17 protein-coding genes are annotated in these 17,786 nt (G+C 65.7%); 4 read left to right on the top strand and 13 right to left on the bottom strand.

The annotated features are described in order from the left end of the window. Positions 1–4: 4 nt before the first annotated feature. From JEY66_RS11575 to JEY66_RS11540, 8 genes are all read right to left on the bottom strand, one after another. Positions 5–1,657, bottom strand: a complete 1,653-nt coding sequence (locus JEY66_RS11575; RefSeq protein WP_018273320.1) for an FGGY-family carbohydrate kinase — start codon at positions 1,655–1,657, stop codon at positions 5–7. Between the two features lie 42 nt (positions 1,658–1,699). Beyond that, the gene (locus JEY66_RS11570) at positions 1,700–2,473 is read right to left on the bottom strand and encodes an SDR family NAD(P)-dependent oxidoreductase (RefSeq protein ID WP_016840865.1); all 774 of its coding nucleotides are present in this window, start codon (positions 2,471–2,473) and stop codon (positions 1,700–1,702) included. 11 nt (positions 2,474–2,484) lie between these two features. After that, entirely contained in the window at positions 2,485–3,492 is a 1,008-nt protein-coding gene (locus JEY66_RS11565; protein ID WP_018273321.1) for an ABC transporter ATP-binding protein, read from the bottom strand. Between the two features lie 16 nt (positions 3,493–3,508). Continuing rightward, entirely contained in the window at positions 3,509–4,339 is an 831-nt protein-coding gene (locus JEY66_RS11560) for a carbohydrate ABC transporter permease (RefSeq protein WP_016840863.1), read from the bottom strand. A gap of 4 nt (positions 4,340–4,343) precedes the next feature. Then, the gene (locus JEY66_RS11555; protein WP_018273322.1) at positions 4,344–5,216 is read right to left on the bottom strand and encodes a carbohydrate ABC transporter permease; all 873 of its coding nucleotides are present in this window, start codon (positions 5,214–5,216) and stop codon (positions 4,344–4,346) included. A 135-nt stretch (positions 5,217–5,351) separates the two neighbouring features. Further along, positions 5,352–6,665 (bottom strand): ABC transporter substrate-binding protein, encoded by a 1,314-nt coding sequence (locus JEY66_RS11550; protein WP_026193232.1) that lies wholly within the window; start codon positions 6,663–6,665, stop codon positions 5,352–5,354. 244 nt (positions 6,666–6,909) lie between these two features. Then, complete coding sequence (locus JEY66_RS11545) at positions 6,910–7,863, bottom strand: sugar-binding transcriptional regulator (protein ID WP_016843349.1); 954 nt, start codon at positions 7,861–7,863, stop codon at positions 6,910–6,912. Positions 7,864–7,872: 9 nt separating this feature from the next. Beyond that, positions 7,873–8,538, bottom strand: a complete 666-nt coding sequence (locus JEY66_RS11540) for an HAD family hydrolase (RefSeq protein ID WP_016843348.1) — start codon at positions 8,536–8,538, stop codon at positions 7,873–7,875. Between the two features lie 113 nt (positions 8,539–8,651). On the opposite strand from JEY66_RS11540, the gene ybaL reads away from it, so the two are divergent. Next, positions 8,652–10,373, top strand: coding sequence for a YbaL family putative K(+) efflux transporter (gene ybaL, locus JEY66_RS11535; RefSeq protein WP_016843347.1), 1,722 nt, complete (start codon positions 8,652–8,654; stop codon positions 10,371–10,373). A gap of 62 nt (positions 10,374–10,435) precedes the next feature. Further along, entirely contained in the window at positions 10,436–10,669 is a 234-nt protein-coding gene (locus tag JEY66_RS11530) for a hypothetical protein (RefSeq protein ID WP_016843346.1), read from the top strand. Positions 10,670–10,778: 109 nt separating this feature from the next. On the opposite strand, the gene JEY66_RS11525 is transcribed toward JEY66_RS11530, so the two are convergent. The 5 genes from JEY66_RS11525 to JEY66_RS11505 form a co-directional block, all read right to left on the bottom strand. After that, a complete protein-coding gene (locus JEY66_RS11525; RefSeq protein WP_016843345.1) occupies positions 10,779–11,003 on the bottom strand; it encodes a hypothetical protein in 225 nt (74 codons plus the stop codon). Positions 11,004–11,156: 153 nt separating this feature from the next. Further along, complete coding sequence (locus tag JEY66_RS11520) at positions 11,157–11,432, bottom strand: chaperone modulator CbpM (RefSeq protein ID WP_016843344.1); 276 nt, start codon at positions 11,430–11,432, stop codon at positions 11,157–11,159. Then, the gene (locus JEY66_RS11515) at positions 11,429–12,331 is read right to left on the bottom strand and encodes a DnaJ C-terminal domain-containing protein (RefSeq protein ID WP_016843343.1); all 903 of its coding nucleotides are present in this window, start codon (positions 12,329–12,331) and stop codon (positions 11,429–11,431) included. The genes JEY66_RS11520 and JEY66_RS11515 overlap by 4 nt, the downstream gene beginning before the upstream one ends. A gap of 125 nt (positions 12,332–12,456) precedes the next feature. After that, a complete protein-coding gene (locus tag JEY66_RS11510; RefSeq protein ID WP_018273324.1) occupies positions 12,457–12,639 on the bottom strand; it encodes a hypothetical protein in 183 nt (60 codons plus the stop codon). An 85-nt stretch (positions 12,640–12,724) separates the two neighbouring features. Next, entirely contained in the window at positions 12,725–14,119 is a 1,395-nt protein-coding gene (locus JEY66_RS11505; protein ID WP_080586142.1) for a YXWGXW repeat-containing protein, read from the bottom strand. Positions 14,120–14,788: 669 nt separating this feature from the next. On the opposite strand from JEY66_RS11505, the gene clpB reads away from it, so the two are divergent. Together clpB and JEY66_RS11495 are read left to right on the top strand one after the other, a co-directional pair. After that, positions 14,789–17,401 carry an ATP-dependent chaperone ClpB gene (clpB, locus tag JEY66_RS11500; protein WP_016842718.1) on the top strand — a complete coding sequence of 871 codons (2,613 nt, stop codon included), beginning with the start codon at positions 14,789–14,791 and terminating at the stop codon, positions 17,399–17,401. 101 nt (positions 17,402–17,502) lie between these two features. Further along, a complete protein-coding gene (locus tag JEY66_RS11495; RefSeq protein WP_016842717.1) occupies positions 17,503–17,757 on the top strand; it encodes a DUF2171 domain-containing protein in 255 nt (84 codons plus the stop codon). Positions 17,758–17,786: the final 29 nt, after the last annotated feature.

The following is a 17,786-nucleotide window of genomic DNA, read 5'->3' as shown; positions in this document are numbered from 1 at the left end:
AACCTTACGTCGGCGCTTCGCCGGGCGCACGCCTCATCGCCTCGCGGCTGTCGCGGTCCAGCTCTCGCAGCATTTTGTGCACGCGGCGCTTCTTGCGGTGGAAATCGGCGAGCTCCGGCCTGGTCGGCTCGCTCAACCGCCCGAGCGCCGACATGCCTGCCATCGCCGCATTGATCGAGTTGTACGCACCGCTGGCGACCGCGCCCAGCATCGCGGCACCGAGCAGCACCGGCTCCTGGGTCTGTGGCAGCGCCACCGTATAGCCGGTCGTGTCGGCCATGATCTGGCGCACCAGGGGGCTGCGGCTCGCGCCACCGCCGATCACGATGGTCTTGCCGTTGACGCCATGCGCCTGCAAGGCATCGATGACGTCGGCAAGGCCATAGGCAAGCCCGCACAGGCCGGCAATGAACAGGCGCTCCAGCGCTGACACGTCGGTGTCGAGATCGAGCCCCGCGATCGCCGCGCGCGAGCCGGGATCGGCATAGGGCGAACGGTTGCCGAGAAATTCCGGCAGGACGTGAACGTCGCGCGCAAGCAACGCCGCGGCACCGGCATTGCCGCTGCGCGCCAGGATCCGCCTCTCGAGGTACTCGATGACGTCGACGCCCTCGCGCTTCGCCGCGAGCACAACCTCGGCATGCGCCGGATGCGACTTGAGCAGGTGATCGATCGCAGCGCCCGCCGCCGATTGGCCGCCCTCGTTCAGCCAGAAGCCCGGCACCATGCCTTCGAAATACGGCCCCCAGACGCCGGGCACGAAGCAGGGATCGACCGTCGTCGCCATGATGCACGCCGACGTTCCCATGATGTAGGCGAGCCGTTGGCAGACCTCGACCTCGGCGCCGGAGCCATCGCGGCCGCCGATCGCGCCGACGCCGCCGGCATGCGCATCGATCAAGGCGGCACCGACCGCGGTTCCCGGCAGCAGGCCGAGATCGCGCGCGGCATCCTCGGACAGCCCGCGGCCGAGCGGCGAGCCGGGCGGCACGATCTCGCTGCCGATCCGCCCAAAGCGGTCGGCCGCGAGCGCCTCGAGGCCGACCCGCCCGAAAAAGGAATCGCTCCAGCCGCCCTCGCCGGCGACATAGGTCCATTTGCAGGTGACGGTGCAGGTCGAGCGCGCCAGCGAGCCGGTGGCGCGGAACGACAGATAGTCGGCAAGATCGAAGAAGTGCCCGGCGGCGTCGTAGGTCGCGGGCAGATGCCGCTTCAGCCAGAGAATCTTCGGGATCTCCATCTCCGGCGAGATGGCGCCGCCGACATAGCGCAGCACCTTGTCGCCGGTCGCGTTGACGAATTCGGTTTCGTCCATGGCTCGGTGATCCATCCAGACCACGACATTGCGCGCGGGATCGCCGGACGGGCTGACGGTGAGCGGCCGGCCTGCCCTGTCGAGCACGACGAGCGAACAGGTCGCGTCGAAGCCGATGCCTTTGATGCTTTCGGCGGCAACCGCAGCCTCCCGCATCGCATGGCGCACCGAGGCGACGCAGGCCGCCCAGATGTCGTCGGACGAGTGCTCGACGATATCGCCGGGCTCGTGCCAGACCCGGATCGGGTGCCGGGCCGAACCCAAAAGCTTCCCCGACTCGTCGAATACGCCCGCCCGGGCGCTGGTGCTTCCGACGTCCACCCCGATATTGGCTTGCCGCATGACCGCTCTATCTGCTGTTGAGCACGATCGCCCCGCGCAAGCCTACCAGCAAGTGTAGCCGCCATCGACCAGAACGATGCTTCCGGTCATCAGGCTCGCGGCGTCGGAGGCCAGGAACAAGACGACGGAGGCGATCTCGTCGACCTGCCCCATCCGCGCCATCGGGGTTCCGCCGATCCAGGCGTCGTACATTTTGGGGCTGTTCTTCACGAAGGCGTTCAGCGGCGTCTCGATATAGGTCGGCGCCACGGCGTTGACGCGAACCCCGCGCGCGCCCCATTCGGCCGCGAGCGATTTCGTCAGGTGATGCACCGCGGCCTTGGAGGCGTTGTAGAAGCATTGTTCCTGCGGCTTGTTGACGATGAAGCCGGACATCGAGCCGACATTGACGATGGTACCGGACTTTGCCTTCAGCATGTGATTGCCGAAGGCGCGGCAGCACCAGAAGGTGCCGTTCAGGTTGACGTCGATGACGTTGAGCCAGTGCTCGTCGGTCACCGTTTCCGCCGGCGTCTCGCTGCGCGCGATGCCGGCATTGTTGACGAGGATGTCGACCGTGCCGTACTTGCGCACCAGCTCGTCGGCGACCGCGGAGACGCGGCCGGAATCCGTCACGTCCATCAGCGCGATGTCGGCGTCGAAGCCCTTGGCCTTCAGCGCAGCTGACGCGTCATTGGCGACCTTGGCGTCGCGGTCGCCGATGATGACCTTGGCGCCGGCTTCGGCGAGCGCTTCGGCGCAGGCGAGCCCGATGCCCTGACCGGCGCCGGTGATGATGGCGGTCTTGCCGCCGAGCCTGAATTTTTCGAGATACATTTTCTTCTTCCTTACGCGTGAATCGATTTTCCGCTGTCCTCGAAACGGTGGATGCGCGCCGGATCCGGGATCAGCGACACCCGGTCGCCGGGATGCAGGTCGAGCTCGCCGACATAGCGCGCGGTCAGCATTCCCAGCGGTCCGGCGTCGACATAGAGGAAGGTGTCGCTGCCGAGATGCTCGGCTACCGAGACGGTGCCGTGCCAGCCGCCCTGCCCGTCGCGCTCGACCTTCAAATGCTCGGGCCGCACCCCGATGGTCGCGGCGCCCTGCTGCTTCGCGATCTCACCGGTGACGAAATTCATCTTCGGCGAGCCGATGAAGCCGGCGACGAACAGGTTGGCCGGCCTCTCATAGAGCTCGAGCGGTGAACCATATTGCTCGATCTTGCCGCCGTTCAGCACCACGATCCTGTCGGCCATGGTCATGGCCTCGACCTGGTCGTGGGTGACGTAGATCGCCGTGGTGCCGAGCTGCTTCTGCAACCGCGTCACCTCGAGCCGCATCTGCACCCGCAGCGCGGCATCGAGATTGGACAGCGGCTCGTCGAACAGGAACGCCTTCGGCTCGCGCACGATGGCGCGCCCGATCGCGACACGCTGGCGCTGGCCGCCGGAAAGCTCGCGCGGCTTGCGGTCGAGATAGGGCGTCAGGTTGAGCGTCGCCGCGGCGGCCTCGACCTTGCGGTTGATCTCGTCCTTGGCGATCCCGGCCATCTTCAGGCCGAACGCGATGTTGCCGCGCACGCTCATGTGCGGATAGAGCGCGTAGGACTGGAACACCATCGACAGCCCGCGCTTGGCCGGCGGCACATCGACCACGTTGCGTCCGTCGATCAGGATGGCGCCGCCGGTGACGTCCTCGAGCCCCGCGATCAATCGCAGCAGCGTGGTCTTGCCGCAGCCGGAGGGACCGGCGAAGACGACGAAGGAGCCGTCGGCGATGTCGAGGTCGGCGCCCTTGATGATGTGGACCGGCCCGAACGATTTTTGCACACCCTGCAGCGTAATCTGACCCATGGGACAAGCCTTTCTGCTACCTGACCGCGCCGAAGGTCAGGCCGCGGACAAGCTGCCGCTGACTGAACCAGCCGAGCACGAGAATGGGCGCGATCGCGAGCGTCGACGCCGCCGACAATTTCGCCCAGAACAATCCTTCCGGGCTGGAATAGGACGCGATGAACACGGTGAGCGGCGCGGCCTCGAGCGTCGACAGATTGAGGGTCCAGAACGCCTCGTTCCACGCCAGGATCAGATTGAGCAGCAACGTCGAGGCCAGCCCCGGCACCGCCATCGGCGTCAGCACGTAGATCAGCTCGCGCCCGATCGTGGCGCCGTCCATCCGCGCCGCCTCGAGGATGTCCTTCGGGATCTCCTTGAAATAGGTGAACAGCATCCAGATCACGATCGGCAGATTGCCGAGGCACAGGATGAAGATCAGACCGGAGCGGGTGTCGAGCAGGCCGAAGGTGCGGTAGATCAGGTAGATCGGCACCAGCACGCCGACCGGCGGCATCATCTTGGTGGACAGCATCCAGAGCAGCACGTCCTTGGTCCGCTTGGTCGGCGAGAATGCCATCGACCATGCCGCCGGGATCGCGATCAGCATCGCGATCAAGGTCGAGCCGCCGGCGATGATGATCGAGTTGAGCGCGTGGTGGAAATAGTCGCTGCGCTCCTGCACCGTGGCGTAGTTCTCGGTGGTCCAGTGGAAGAACAGGAACGAGGGCGGGATCGCGAACGCCTCGAGCTCGGTCTTGAAGCTCGCCAGCACCATCCAGAGGATCGGGAAGAAGATCAGGAAGCCGACCAGCCAGGCCGCCACCGTCGAGATCACCTTGCGCCGTGTCGTGACCATCCGCGCCATGACGTTACGCCTCCAGATTCCGGCCGACGATACGGACGAGGAAGAAGGCGACGATGTTGGCGAGCACCACCGCGACCAGGCCGCCCGCCGACGCGCTGCCGACGTCGTACTGGATCAGCGCCTGCGAGTAGATCAGGAAGGCGATGTTGGTGGTCTGCAGGCCGGGGCCGCCGCCGGTGGTGACGAAGATCTCGGCGAACACCGTGAGCAGGAAAATGGTCTCGATCAGGATCACCACGGTGATCGGGCGCGCCAGGTGCGGCAGCGTGATGTAGATGAAGGTCGAGATTGCGCGCGCGCCGTCCATTTCGGCCGCCTCCTTCTGCTCCTCGTCGAGCGATTGCAGCGCGGTGAGCAGGATCAGGGTCGCGAACGGCAGCCATTGCCAGGAGATGATCAGGATCACCGAGAACAGCGGCGCGTCGTTGAACCAGTCGATCGCCGGCAGCCCGAACAGATGCGCGATCCAGGCGAACAGGCCCGACACCGGATGCATCAGCAGGTTCTTCCAGACCAGCGCGCTCACCGTCGGCATCACGAAGAACGGCGCGATCACCATCAGGCGGACGATCGAGAGCCCGACCACCTGCTGGTCGAGCAGCAGCGCCAGCGGCACGCCGAGGATGATCGTGATCGCGAGCACCGAGCCGACCAGCACCAGGGTGTTCTGCAGCGAGGCGAGGAATGCGGGATCGGTCAGGAAATAGCGGAAATTCTCCAGGCCGACGAACGATTCAGACCCGGGATCGAGCAGATTGTAGCGCAGGGTCGCGAAATAGATCGTGAGGGCAAGCGGCACGATCATCCAGATGAACAGCAGCGCCACCGCGGGCGTGAGCAGCGTGCGTGCGAGCAGTTGGGTCTGCTGGGTCGCCATCCCCGCCTCCTTCTCAAGGAAAGGAGCGACCATCCCGCTGCGGGACAGGATGGTCGCAAGTACCCAGCTCGGGAGGTCTAAGCTGGTCGGGCGGCCAGGGCGGCTGTCGCGCCCTGGCTTTGGTTCAGGCGCGCTCTACTTGATGTAGCCGGCGCGCTTCATTTCGCGCTCGGTCGCGGACTGCGCGGCGGTGAGCGCCGCATCGACGGAGGTCGAGCCGGACAGCGCCGCGGAGAACTGCTGGCCCACCTGGGTGCCGATGCCCTGGAATTCAGGGATCGCCGCGTATTGCACGCCGACGTAAGGCACCGGCTTCACCGTCGGCTTGTTCGGATCGGCGGCATCGATCGAGGCCAGCGTCAGCTTGGCGAAGGGGGCGACTTTCAGATAGTCAGGGTTCTTGTACAGCGAGCTGCGCGTGCCCGGCGGCACGTTGGCCCAGCCTTCCTTCGACGCGACGAGCTTGGTGTAATCCTTGCCGGTCGCCCAGGCGATGAACTTCTCGGCCGCGTCGACCTTCTTCGAACCGGCAGGAACCGCGAGACTCCACGCCCACAGCCAGTTGGCGTTCTTGCCGAGCCCGGTGTTCGGCGCCAGCGCGAAGCCGACCTTGTCGGCGACCGTGGATTCCTTCGGATTGCTCACGAACGACGCCGCCACCGTGGCATCGATCCACATCGCGCATTTGCCGGCGTTGAACAGCGCGAGGTTCTCGTTGAAGCCGTTGGAGCTGGCGCCGGGAGGGCCGGCCTGCTTCATCAGGTCGACATAGGTCGTGAGCGTCTTCTTCCATTCCGGCGAGGTGAACTGCGGCTCCCACTTCTCGTCGAACCAGCGCGCGCCGTAGGAATTGGCCATCGCGGTCAGGAACGCCATGTTCTCGCCCCAGCCGGCCTTGCCGCGCAGGCAGATGCCGTAAACGCCGGCGGACTTGTCGGTCAGCTTCTTGGCGGCGTCGACCACGAAGTCCCAGGTCGGGCTCTCCGGCATCTTCAGGCCGGCCTTGTCGAACAGGTCGGTGCGATACATCACCATCGAGCTCTCGCCGTAGAACGGCGCGGCATAGAGCTTGCCGTCGACCGAGACCGCATCCTTGATCTTCGGCAAGAGGTCGCCGACGTCGTAATCGGCGCCGAGCTTGTCGAGCGGCACCAGCCAGTTCTTCTTGGCCCAGATCGGCACCTCATAGGTGCCGATGGTGAGGACGTCGAACTGGCCGCCCTTGGTGGCGATGTCGGTGGTCACGCGCTGGCGCAGCACGTTCTCCTCGAGCGTCACCCATTTCACGGTGATATCGGGATTCTTCGCGGTGAATTCGCTGGTGAGCCCCTGCATGCGGATCATGTCGCCATTGTTGACGGTCGCCACCGTCAGCGTGGTCTGGGCGATCGAGGGGGCAGAGATCAAAACAGCAGCCGCGCCCGCTACGGCGCAAAGGACGTTTTTCAAGGTGACCTCCCTTATGTCACGTTGAGCATATGCCCACGTGTTGAGCGTATGTTCACTCTGTCGCCAAATTTTGTCAAGCGCGCCGGGACGCCGTCCCGCGCGATTGCGGGTTCCACCACAGCCTGAAATGGAGGTGTTTGCGGAGGCGAAGACAACGGTTGACTGGAATTGGATTGAGCTGGAGCGACACCAAAGGTTCACCTCTCCCGCTTGCGGGGGAGGGAACGCACCCGACTCGTGGCTTCTAGCGATCCAGCACCGCGCGCGCGGTGGCCTCATCGGTGATGAGGCCGTTGATCACCCGGCCCGCCAGTGCGGCCTTGATCGACGGCACCTTGGCGGCGCCGACGGCCGCGGCGATCGTGGTCGCTTCCGCGGGGATCTGCGGCGGAATGCTGGTCAGCCGCTTGTTGGTGCCGCCCTTGATCAGCTTGCCCTTGGCGTCATAGGCCCAGCCGGTCACCTCGCCGACCGCACCGAGCCGCATCATCTCGAGCAGCTCCTCGCGGGTGACGAAGCCGTCGACATGGACCTGGGCCTTCTGGTCCATCTGGCCGATGCCGATCAGCCGCAGATCCGCCTTGGCGGCGACCGCCCTCACCCGCGCGATCGGGTCGATGCGCACCATGCGGTTGCGCTCGTCCTCGCTCGACATCAGGAACGGCAGCGGCATCGGGTAATGGCGCGCACCGGTGCGGTCGGCGAGCCGCCCCACCGTGTCGTAGAAGCTCGCCGAGCCGTCGGCGGAGATGTTGCCGACCAGCGAGACGATCTGGTGATCGGGCCGCTCGATCGGCGAAACCCGCTCGACCGCGGCGCGCACGGCGCGGCCGGTGCCGAGCGCGACGATCACGGGCGTCTCCGAGCGCAGCGTCGTCTCCAGCAGATTGGCGCTGCGTTCGGCGATCCCTGCATTCGACAGCGGCGCCGCCGGATCGGTCGGCACGACGTCGCAATGCACCAGATCGAACCGCGCCTTCAGCCGCGACGCCAGCTCCATGCAGGCCGCGATGGGATGCTCGAGGCGAAACGTGATCAGCCGCTCCGCGAGGCACAGCGACACCAGGCGCTGCGCCGAGGCGCGCGACACCTGCAGCATTTTGGCGATCTCATCCTGGGTGTGGCCCGCGATGAAATAGAGCCAGCCGGCGCGCGCCGCATCGTCGAGGCGAGACTTTTCGTTGTCGGGCGCAGCCATCGTCTTGCGTCAGCCTTCCATCCAGAAATCCGTCATCGCGGCGAAGATTCGATCCGCCCCGGCCTGCCGCAGCAGAGCACTGCCATCCGCCAGCCGATAGTGGGCGCCGCCGACAAATCCCCACACTTTCATGCCGGCCGCCTTCGCGGCCATCACCCCGCTGACGCTGTCCTCGATCACGAGCGTGCGGCGCGGCGCGGCGCGCATCGCGCTTGCCGCATGCAAGAACAGATCCGGCGCCGGCTTGCCGTGCTTGACCATCTGCGCGGTATAGAGCCGCGGTCCGAAGCTGGCGGCGAGGCCGGTCAGCTCCAGCGAAAACTTCACCCGCTCGAGATCGCTCGATGAGGCGACGCAATATGGCAGCCGCAATTCCTTGAGCACCGCCGCGATGCCGGCGATCGGCCTCAGCCGGGAGCGGAAGGTCTCACGGACCTGCAGCGCCAGATCAGGCAGAAACGTCTCGGGCAACGGCTTTCCGACGCCCCGGCAGTAGTCGACCAGGGCCGCGGTGCTGCGGCCGAGGAAGAGTTCGAGCGCCCGTTCGGTGCTCATCTCGATGCCGGCCTGCACCATCGCCTCGGCAAGGCAGCGGCAGCTCAATTCCTCGCTGTCGACGAGCACGCCGTCGCAGTCGAAGATGACGAGATCGGTCCCGGGAAGCCGCGGATTCATCCGGACATGAGATCATATGCTCATGACATGAGCAATAGATCACAGTTTCGCGCGGAATGCCGCGCCTCAAATGGTCGCGGTGCACCGCCAGGGATGCTGTGCGACAAGGCGAAATGCCGCATGACACACCTCTGATCGCGACCGTCGTCGCGGGTCTCGGATTGGCCTTCGTGTTCGGAACCATCGCCCAGCGCTTTCGGGTTCCGCCACTGGTCGGTTATCTGCTCGCCGGCGTGGCCGTCGGTCCCTTCACGCCCGGCTTCGTCGCCGATCAGGCGCTGGCAACCGAGCTCGCGGAGCTCGGTATCATTCTCCTGATGTTCGGCGTCGGCCTGCACTTCTCGCTGAACGATCTGTTGTCGGTGCGCGCGATCGCGGTGCCCGGCGCGATCGCGCAGATTGCGGTCGCCACATTGATGGGCCTCGGCCTCGCGCTGTTGATGGGCTGGACCGTCGGCGCCGGTCTGGTGTTCGGCCTCGCGCTGTCGGTCGCAAGTACCGTCGTGCTGTTGCGCGCGCTGCAGGAGCGTCGCCTGATGGACACCGAACGCGGCAAGATCGCGGTCGGCTGGCTGATCGTCGAAGACCTCGCCATGGTGCTCGCGCTGGTGCTGTTCCCGGCGGTGGCGAGCTTGCAGGGCGGCGATGGCGCAGCGCTCACCTCCGACCCGCTCGCCGCCCGTTTCGGTCTCGGGCTGACCGGCGTGCTGGTGCTGACGCTGATCAAGATCGCCGTGTTCATCGCGCTGATGCTGGTGGTCGGGCGCCGGCTGATCCCGTGGGTCCTGCACTACATCGCGCATACCGGCTCGCGCGAGCTGTTCCGGCTGACCGTGCTCGCGATCGCGCTCTGCATCGCGTTCGGCGCCACCAAGCTGTTCGGTGTCTCGCTGGCGCTCGGCGCCTTCTTCGCCGGAATGATGCTGCGGGAATCGCCGCTCAGCCAGCGCGCGGCCCAGGAAACCCTGCCGCTGCGCGATGCGTTCGCGGTGCTGTTCTTCGTCTCCGTCGGCATGCTGTTCGATCCACTCAGCGTGGTACGCGAGCCCTGGCCGTTCGCAGCGACTTTGTTCGTCATCGTGGTCGGCAAGTCGCTCGCCGCCCTTCTGATCGTCGTGCTGTTCCGTCACCCGATGGCGACTGCCCTGATGATCTCGGCGAGCCTCGCCCAGATCGGCGAATTCTCCTTCATCCTGGCCGAACTCGGCGTTGCGCTCAATCTGCTGCCGAAGGCCGGCCGCGACCTGATCCTGGCGGGCGCGATCGTCTCGATCATGCTCAACCCGCTGGTGTTCGCGGTGCTCGACTGGCTGACGTCGCGGCTCGAGAAGCCGCAGGCTTCCTCGCCAACCGCCGCAGCTTCTGAACCAATCCCGGTCACCGAATTGCAGGATCACACCATCCTGGTCGGCTACGGCCGGGTCGGCAGCATCGTCGGCGATGCGCTGCATCAACGCAGCGCGCCGTTCCTCGCGGTCGAGGCGTCCGACGATATGGTCGCCAAGCTCAAGGAGCGCGGCATCGAAGCCCTGATGGGCAACGCCGCGCGCGCCAGCGTGCTGCGCGCGACCAATCCGGCCGCCGCGCGATCGCTGGTCATCGCGATTCCCGAAGCCTTCGAGGCCGGCCAGATCGTCGAGCAGGCGCGCGTCGCGAATGCCGATATCCAGATCATCGCTCGTGCGCATTCCGACGCCGAGGTCGATCATCTCAAGGCACTTGGCGCCGACATCGTGATCATGGGCGAGCGCGAGATCGCCCGCGGCATGATCGAGGAGCTCGACAGGGCGCGTCCGGGGACTGTGCGAGCGGCCGAGCAGGATTCAGCGGCCTGAGACAGGCTGCGCCCACGAGACCGATGCACGCCGCGCATCACGCGATGAGGGGAGATCAAAACATGGCCTTCAAGAGCCCGCATGTTTCGCTGGTGTCGTTCTCCGTCGAGATCGGCGCCGCGGACACGACAAACGTCATGCAGGTCGAGACCGACCTGCATCTGAACACCCGTCATCCGAGCTATGATGCGGCCGCCGTGGAGCGGCTGGTGCGCGACGCACAAGCCTATCTCGCCGGCAATGCCGGTCAGGTCACCCGGATCCGACTGGTCTCCACCCGCAGTGGCCAGACCTGACGCCTCCTTATTTGAGCATGATCTCCGCGCGCACGCTTCGCGTTTGTCGCGCGAGGGAAAACCGGCTTCCACTTTGCGCTAACGCGGCCCTCCGGGTCCGGATCGTGCTCTAGCCGCCAAGGAATGCCGGCGCCAGATCTTCCTGCACGATGATGTTGGCGGCTTCCGTCGTCAGCTCGCTGCCGACCAGATCGAGATTCTTGGCAGCCTCGAACAGCATCGAGCGGACGTCGTCCGGCGTCAGCACGCCTTTCGCGATCAGCTTGCGCACCAGCGCCTGCAGGATAAGAACGTCGATCTCGCCATGCGCCAGCGGCGTCGGCTTGTCCGTCATGATCGTCTCCCAGGCTGATCCCAAGGCTGAGGTTCGTCGTAAGTGAGGCGCCTAGAGCGTTTTCGAGCGAAGTGGATACCGGTTCGCGTGAAGAAAACGCGTCAAAACAAAAATCTAGAGCCCCGTTCCGATTCCATCGGAACGGGAAAAGCTCTAGCGCGGCGGTGACGCCATATCCTTGTGCAATTGCTCGAACGCGCGGCGCAGGCCGTGCAGCTGGTCGACCAGATGCAGGATGACGTCGATCCCCTCGTCGTTGACGCCGAAGTCGCCCTTGAGATCCCGGATCAGATGCGCACGCGCCACGTCGGTGTCGGAGAAACTGGTCTCGTGCGCCGTCTCTTCCGGCACGAGCCATTGCTGCTCGATCCAGAACTCCAGGGTCTGCACCTCCAGGCCCGTATCGATGAGGAACTGCTGCTTGTTCATGATGCACCATCCTCACGTGGATTGAATCCCTTGCGATCCCAGTTCGAGACGAACGCCTCGAGCGTGGGATCGGGTCCCTTGGGCAGAACCACCTTGAGCTTGACGAACTCATCGCCATGACCGCCGCCGACCCTTGGCGCGCCCTTGCCGCGCAACCGCATGGTCGTGCCGGTGTTGGAGCCCTTCGGAACCGTCATGGTGACCGCGCCGGTCGGCGTCGGAACCTGGACCTTGCCACCGAGCACAGCCTCCGACAGCGAGATCGGCAATTCCAGCGAGATGTCGTCGCCATCGCGGGTGAAGCGCGGATCGGCGCGAACGTCCACCTCGATCAGAGCATCGCCGGGACCGCCCTTGCCGCTGCCGGGCATGCCCTTGCCGCGCAGACGAATGACCTGTCCGTCGATCAGCCCGGGCGGGATCGTCACGTCGAGCGTGCCGCCGTCGGGAAGCGTCAGCCGCTTGCTCGCGCCGGCGATCGATTCCGCGAAGTCGATCGCAAGGCTATAGTGCAGGTCGCGGCCGCGCCGGTTGGCGCGCGCCTGCTCAGTGCGCCGAAGCAACTCGGCAAACGCGTCGTCCTGGTCCATATAGTCGGCATAGCCGGAACTATCGGCATAGGGATGCCCCTCACCCGCGGTGGCGAAGTCGCGGTAATAGCGGTGCTGCGGCCGCTCGGTGCCATCAGCATCGATCTCGCCGGCGTCGAAGCGCTTGCGCTTCTCGGCATCCGAAAGCAGATCGTTCGCAGCCGCGACTTCCTTGAATTTGTCTTCGGCCGCCTTGTCGCCCGGATTGAGATCCGGGTGCAGCTTCTTCGCCAGCTTTCGATAGGCCTTCTGGATATCGGCCGAGGACGCCGTCGGGGCAACGCCAAGGACCTCGTACGGATTTCTCACAACCTGCTCCGCAACACCGTGAGTGCACCTGCAATCATCAGGGCGCAAAAGCAGGCGATTTGCAAGTGCGCAGGCGCGCCGCTGGGCAACGGCCGACGCAGCGTGCGCTCACGTCACATGACGAGTCAGGATGTATGTCCGGGGTCCAGATAGTTCGGCATGTTCTTTTGCTGCTGCGGCGTCATCTTGGCAGCATCCGGCTTGCCGGGCACGCCCCTCGGACCGAGCAGGGCGCGCTGCATGTCGTCCTCGCTGAGGCGCGGCTTGCCATCGTCGAGCTGTCCATCGCCACCGTGACTCTGTGCCATGACCAACCTCCAGTGATGATCGCTTGCGCACAGGCGGCACAATACCGCGCTCCGCCGGAACGAGCCAGCGGAGCGCGGACGTGCCTTAGTGTTGCTCCTGCCGCTTCTCCTCTGCGGGATGACCGGCGGGCGCACCACGCGGCGCGGCCTGACCATGCGGCGCGGCCTGAACGTGCGGCTCTGGCCGCGCCGCCGGCTGCGGATGCGCCTCAGGGCGCGCCATCGTCTCCGGATGCGCTTGCGGCCTTGCCGCCGGCTCCGGCCGAGCTTCGGGCCTTGCTGCCTGCTCGGGCCGCGCGACAGGTTTCGCCGCCGGCTCTTCGGGCCTCTTCTCCGGCACAGCGGGCCGCACTGCTTCCTGTGCAGGGTGCGGCTCCACCTTGGGTGTCGGTGCGGGCGCTGCGTGCTTCTCCTCGACCGCAGGCCTGTTCTCCTGCGTGGGCGGATGCGCCGCAGCGCCCTTCTCGGGAACCGGAAGCGCGTGGGATCCGGCAGGCGCCGGCGTAGCAGGATGCGGCTCGGCCTTGGTCTCGGGAGCAGGTGCCGCGCGCTTTTCCTCGGCCGCCGCAGGCTTGTTCGCCTCGGCGGGCGGATGCGCCGCCGGAAGCTCCTTTCCCGGGACCGGCAGCGCGTGGGAAGCAGCCGGTGCTGTTGCGGGTGCGGCTGCAGCACCCGGATGCCCCGGCTCCGCGGCCGCCGGCCGCGCGGCGTTGGCAGGCACCGCCTCGCCGGCCGGCCGCGCGCGAACCACGCCCGGTCCCTTCAACTCGCCGGGACGCGCCGTTGCGGCGACAGCGGGCACGCCATTGTTGGTCCGCTTGAACAGGCTCGGATCCTGGCTTGCGGTCTCGACCTGCTTGCGTTGCAACGGCGTCGCCGCGAAGTGCTGCTCCTTGGCGACCGCGCGCTCGGCAGCCGTCGGCCGCACCTCGATGCCGCCGCGGCCGCCATTGTAGCTGACGTTGTTGACGGTGGTCTGATTGATCGTGACGTTCTTCTCGTAGACGTTGGTGATCCGCGCGCCCTGCAGATTGTTCACGGTGCGATTGTAGAAGAACGTGCCGTGATCCCAGCGGCCGCCTTCATAGCCTGCTCCGCCATAACCGAAGCCGTAATTGATGCCGCCGTAGAAGCCGACGCGATCACCCCAATAGCCGGGATGGAAGATGAAGCCGCCGCCGAACGCACCCCAGTAACCTGGCGTCCACAGCAGTCCCACCCGCGGCGGCTGCACCCAGGTGCCCGGCACCCAGTAGTAATCGCCGCGCTCCTCGTCCCACGACCAATTGCCCGGCGACCACATATAGCCGGGACCAGGCACCGGCGGCTGATCGTAAGTCGGCAACGGCGGCGGCGCGGTCTCGACGGCAGAGACCGGCGCGCATGCTGCATCCTGCGCGATTGCGGGCACCGCAGTCGCATAGAACAGCGCCGTGGCAATCGCTGCGCACGACACGGTCGAAAGGAGAGGAGTTGTCATTGGGAGCCTCTTCGATGAGCACGTTCAACGTGAGACGGAACAAAAGTTCCGTGCATCGGCAATGCACCGACACACTGCATCGCTAGCGCCTTGACCTTACACCAGCCTGAAACGCAGCGACGCAAACGGAAGCGCGCTCATGCGGCCATTCATGGTCGGTTCAGAGTGCGCCGTGATGCAACGTTGCGCGATTCAGCGGAACATCGCGCGTCGCTTCTCTGCATCATCGAGCGAGCTACGCGAAACGCGACGTGATCGATTCCGATAGTGTGTCCCGATCATGACTTGGGCCTCTGTACGATCACAGCGATCCGTGCCTATCCAGCGCGCGCTTCGCGAGCACAGCGAACCATCGAACCGCAATCAGCGCGATGCGTGCATCCGGCTTGCCGGCGCGGCCGTAGCAGTGCCCCCGGATGAGTGCCAAAGACGAACGTCAGCCCTCGCAACGGCTTAACTGCAGCGGCCCAGCGTGCGCGCTCCGCGATTGACACTCTCCTGAAAGGACCACACGATGCGAGATGCGGCGGCCTCAGGCCCGCGGTATTTCCGCCGGCGCAATTGCACGGGGCCGTTGCATGATGGATGTCATCGTTCCGCCATCTGTCGCCGGCGGGACTGCGTGGCTGACTTGATCTCGACGAGCCTGCGTTGCCTTGAGGTGCCACGATGAACATAGAAAAATATACCGATCGCGTTCGCGGCTTCATTCAGTCGGCGCAATCGCTCGCGATGCGCGAGGGGCATCAGCAGTTCTCGACGCTGCACATCCTGAAGGTGCTGCTCGACGACAATGAGGGCCTCGCGGCCGGCCTGATCGACCGTGCCGGCGGTAACTCACGCGCGATCCTCAAGGCGACCGAAGACGCGCTGGCGAAAGTACCGAAGGTGAGCGGCGCCGGCTCGGGACAGATTTACCTGGCGCCGGAGACCGCGCGCGCCTTCGCCGCGGCGGAACAGGCCGCCGACAAGGCCGGCGACAGTTTCGTCTCGGTCGAACGCCTGCTGCAGGCGCTCGCAGCCGACAAGGACAGCGAGGCCGGCAGGCTGCTCGCCAAGGGCGGCGTCAATCCGCAGAACCTGAATGCGGCCATCAACGCGCTGCGCAAGGGCCGCACCGCCGACAGCGCGTCGGCCGAGAACGCCTATGACGCACTGAAGAAATACGCCCGCGACCTCACCCAGGCCGCGCGCGACGGCAAGCTCGATCCGGTGATCGGCCGCGACGAGGAGATTCGCCGCACCATCCAGGTGCTGTCGCGACGGACCAAGAACAATCCCGTGCTGATCGGCGAGCCCGGTGTCGGCAAGACCGCGATCGTCGAGGGCCTCGCGCTGCGCATCGTCAATGGCGACGTGCCGGAAAGCCTGCAGGACAAGGCGCTGCTCGCGCTCGATCTCGGCGCGCTGATCGCCGGCGCAAAGTATCGCGGCGAGTTCGAGGAACGGCTCAAGGCGGTGCTGCAGGAGGTGACCTCGGCCGAGGGCGGCATCATCCTGTTCATCGACGAGATGCACACGCTGATCGGCGCCGGCAAGGGCGACGGCGCGATGGACGCATCCAACCTGCTGAAGCCCGCACTCGCCCGCGGCGAGCTGCATTGCATCGGCGCCACCACGCTCGACGAGTACCGCAAGCATGTCGAGAAGGATGCCGCGCTGGCGCGGCGCTTCCAGCCGGTGTTCGTGTCGGAGCCGACGGTCGAGGATACCATCTCGATCCTGCGCGGCCTCAAGGACAAATACGAGCAGCATCACGGCGTGCGCATCGCGGATTCGGCGCTGGTCGCCGCTGCGACGCTGTCGAACCGCTACATCACCGACCGCTTCCTGCCCGACAAGGCGATCGACCTGATGGATGAGGCGGCGGCACGGCTGAAGATGCAGGTCGATTCCAAGCCGGAAGAACTCGACTCGCTCGACCGCGAGATCATCCGGCTCAAGATCGAGCAGGAAGCGCTGAAGAAGGAGACCGATCTTGGCTCCAAGAGCCGCCTGCAAACGCTCGAGAAGGATCTTGTCGATCTGGAAAAGAAATCGGCGGACATGACGTCGAAATGGCGCTCGGAAAAGAGCAAGCTCTCCGACGCGCAGAAGATGAAGGGCGAGCTCGAGCAATTGCGTACCGAGCTTGCCAATGCGCAGCGCAAGGGAGAATTCCAGAAGGCGGGCGAGCTCGCCTATGGCCGCATTCCCGAGCTGGAAAAGAAGCTCGCGGCGGTCGAGGCCAGCGAGACCTCGTCCGCCAGCGAAACCGTGACCGCCGACAATATCGCGCAGGTGGTCTCGCGCTGGACCGGCGTGCCGGTCGACAAGATGCTGGAGGGCGAGAAGGACAAGCTGTTGCGCATGGAGGAGATGCTGGGCAAGCGCGTCGTCGGCCAGGCCGAGGCGGTCCGCGCGGTGTCGACCGCGGTGCGCCGCGCCCGCGCCGGCCTGCAAGACCCGAACCGGCCGATCGGCTCCTTCATGTTCTTGGGCCCCACCGGCGTCGGCAAGACCGAGCTTGCAAAAGCGCTTGCCGAATATCTGTTCGATGACGAGACCGCGATGATCCGCCTCGACATGTCCGAATACATGGAGAAGCACTCGGTCTCGCGGTTGATCGGCGCCCCGCCCGGCTATGTCGGCTATGACGAGGGCGGCGCCCTGACCGAAGCGGTGCGGCGGCGGCCTTATCAGGTGGTGCTGTTCGACGAGATCGAGAAGGCGCATCCCGACGTCTTCAACGTGCTGCTGCAGGTGCTCGACGATGGCCGCCTGACCGACGGCCAGGGCCGCACCGTCGACTTCCGCAACACACTGATCATCATGACCTCGAACATCGGCGCCGAATATCTGGTCAACCAGCCGGAAGGCCAGAGCACGAGCGCGGTGCGCGAGCAGGTGATGAACATGGTGCGGGCGCACTTCCGCCCGGAATTCCTCAACCGGATCGACGAGATCATCCTGTTTCACCGGCTGCAGAAGAGCGACATGGGCCGCATCGTCGAGATCCAGTTCTCGCGGCTGCGCAGGCTGCTGGAGGATCGCAAGATCGAGCTGGAGCTCGATCCGAAGGCGCGCGACTGGTTGGCGGACAAAGGCTGGGATCCGGCTTACGGCGCCCGTCCGCTGAAGCGGGTGATCCAGCGCAGCGTACAGGACCCGCTTGCGGAGATGATCCTTTCCGGCGACGTGCGCGACGGCTCGGAGGTGAAGCTCTCCGCCACCAAGGCCGGCCTCACCTTCAACGGCAAGAAGCCGGAGAACGCGGCCGCGGACGAATTCGAACCGGTGTGAGACAGCCCGGATCGCCCACGACGCGCTGTCATCGCCGCGTCGTCCGCCGGCATCATATGCAAGCCGACTATACAAGCTGACCTGCAACCAGGGAGAGCGCCATGACGCAGCACGAGATCAAGGACAACATGGAGGTCATCGGCGCCGATGGCGTGCATGTTGGCACCGTCGATCACGTCGAGGGCAACCGCATCAAGCTCAAGAAAAACGACAGCGACGGCTTCCACAAGGGCCATCACCACTTCATCGAGCTCGGCTTCGTGGCGGGTGTCGAAGGCTCCAAGGTTCGGCTCTCGGCCAACGCCGCGATTGCGGTGACCCTTGAGGAAGAGAAGTCCGGCAAGCCCGTCGATTGAGGCAGGCACCTCTGCAAGCGCGTGAGCCA

The organism is Bradyrhizobium elkanii USDA 76 (assembly GCF_023278185.1).
Taxonomy (GTDB): domain Bacteria; phylum Pseudomonadota; class Alphaproteobacteria; order Rhizobiales; family Xanthobacteraceae; genus Bradyrhizobium; species Bradyrhizobium elkanii.
This window is presented reverse-complemented; position numbering and strand designations above follow the sequence as displayed.

Coding starts and splice junctions, on each gene's coding strand:
- ybaL (WP_016843347.1), top strand. CDS start 8,652: ATGCCGCATGACACACCTCTGATCGCGACCGTCGTCGCGGGTCTCGGA.
- JEY66_RS11570 (WP_016840865.1), bottom strand. CDS start 2,473: ATGTATCTCGAAAAATTCAGGCTCGGCGGCAAGACCGCCATCATCACC.
- clpB (WP_016842718.1), top strand. CDS start 14,789: ATGAACATAGAAAAATATACCGATCGCGTTCGCGGCTTCATTCAGTCG.
- JEY66_RS11560 (WP_016840863.1), bottom strand. CDS start 4,339: ATGGCGCGGATGGTCACGACACGGCGCAAGGTGATCTCGACGGTGGCG.
- JEY66_RS11545 (WP_016843349.1), bottom strand. CDS start 7,863: ATGGCTGCGCCCGACAACGAAAAGTCTCGCCTCGACGATGCGGCGCGC.
- JEY66_RS11555 (WP_018273322.1), bottom strand. CDS start 5,216: ATGGCGACCCAGCAGACCCAACTGCTCGCACGCACGCTGCTCACGCCC.
- JEY66_RS11495 (WP_016842717.1), top strand. CDS start 17,503: ATGACGCAGCACGAGATCAAGGACAACATGGAGGTCATCGGCGCCGAT.
- JEY66_RS11530 (WP_016843346.1), top strand. CDS start 10,436: ATGGCCTTCAAGAGCCCGCATGTTTCGCTGGTGTCGTTCTCCGTCGAG.
- JEY66_RS11520 (WP_016843344.1), bottom strand. CDS start 11,432: ATGAACAAGCAGCAGTTCCTCATCGATACGGGCCTGGAGGTGCAGACC.
- JEY66_RS11525 (WP_016843345.1), bottom strand. CDS start 11,003: ATGACGGACAAGCCGACGCCGCTGGCGCATGGCGAGATCGACGTTCTT.
- JEY66_RS11565 (WP_018273321.1), bottom strand. CDS start 3,492: ATGGGTCAGATTACGCTGCAGGGTGTGCAAAAATCGTTCGGGCCGGTC.
- JEY66_RS11510 (WP_018273324.1), bottom strand. CDS start 12,639: ATGGCACAGAGTCACGGTGGCGATGGACAGCTCGACGATGGCAAGCCG.
- JEY66_RS11505 (WP_080586142.1), bottom strand. CDS start 14,119: ATGACAACTCCTCTCCTTTCGACCGTGTCGTGCGCAGCGATTGCCACG.
- JEY66_RS11575 (WP_018273320.1), bottom strand. CDS start 1,657: ATGCGGCAAGCCAATATCGGGGTGGACGTCGGAAGCACCAGCGCCCGG.
- JEY66_RS11540 (WP_016843348.1), bottom strand. CDS start 8,538: ATGAATCCGCGGCTTCCCGGGACCGATCTCGTCATCTTCGACTGCGAC.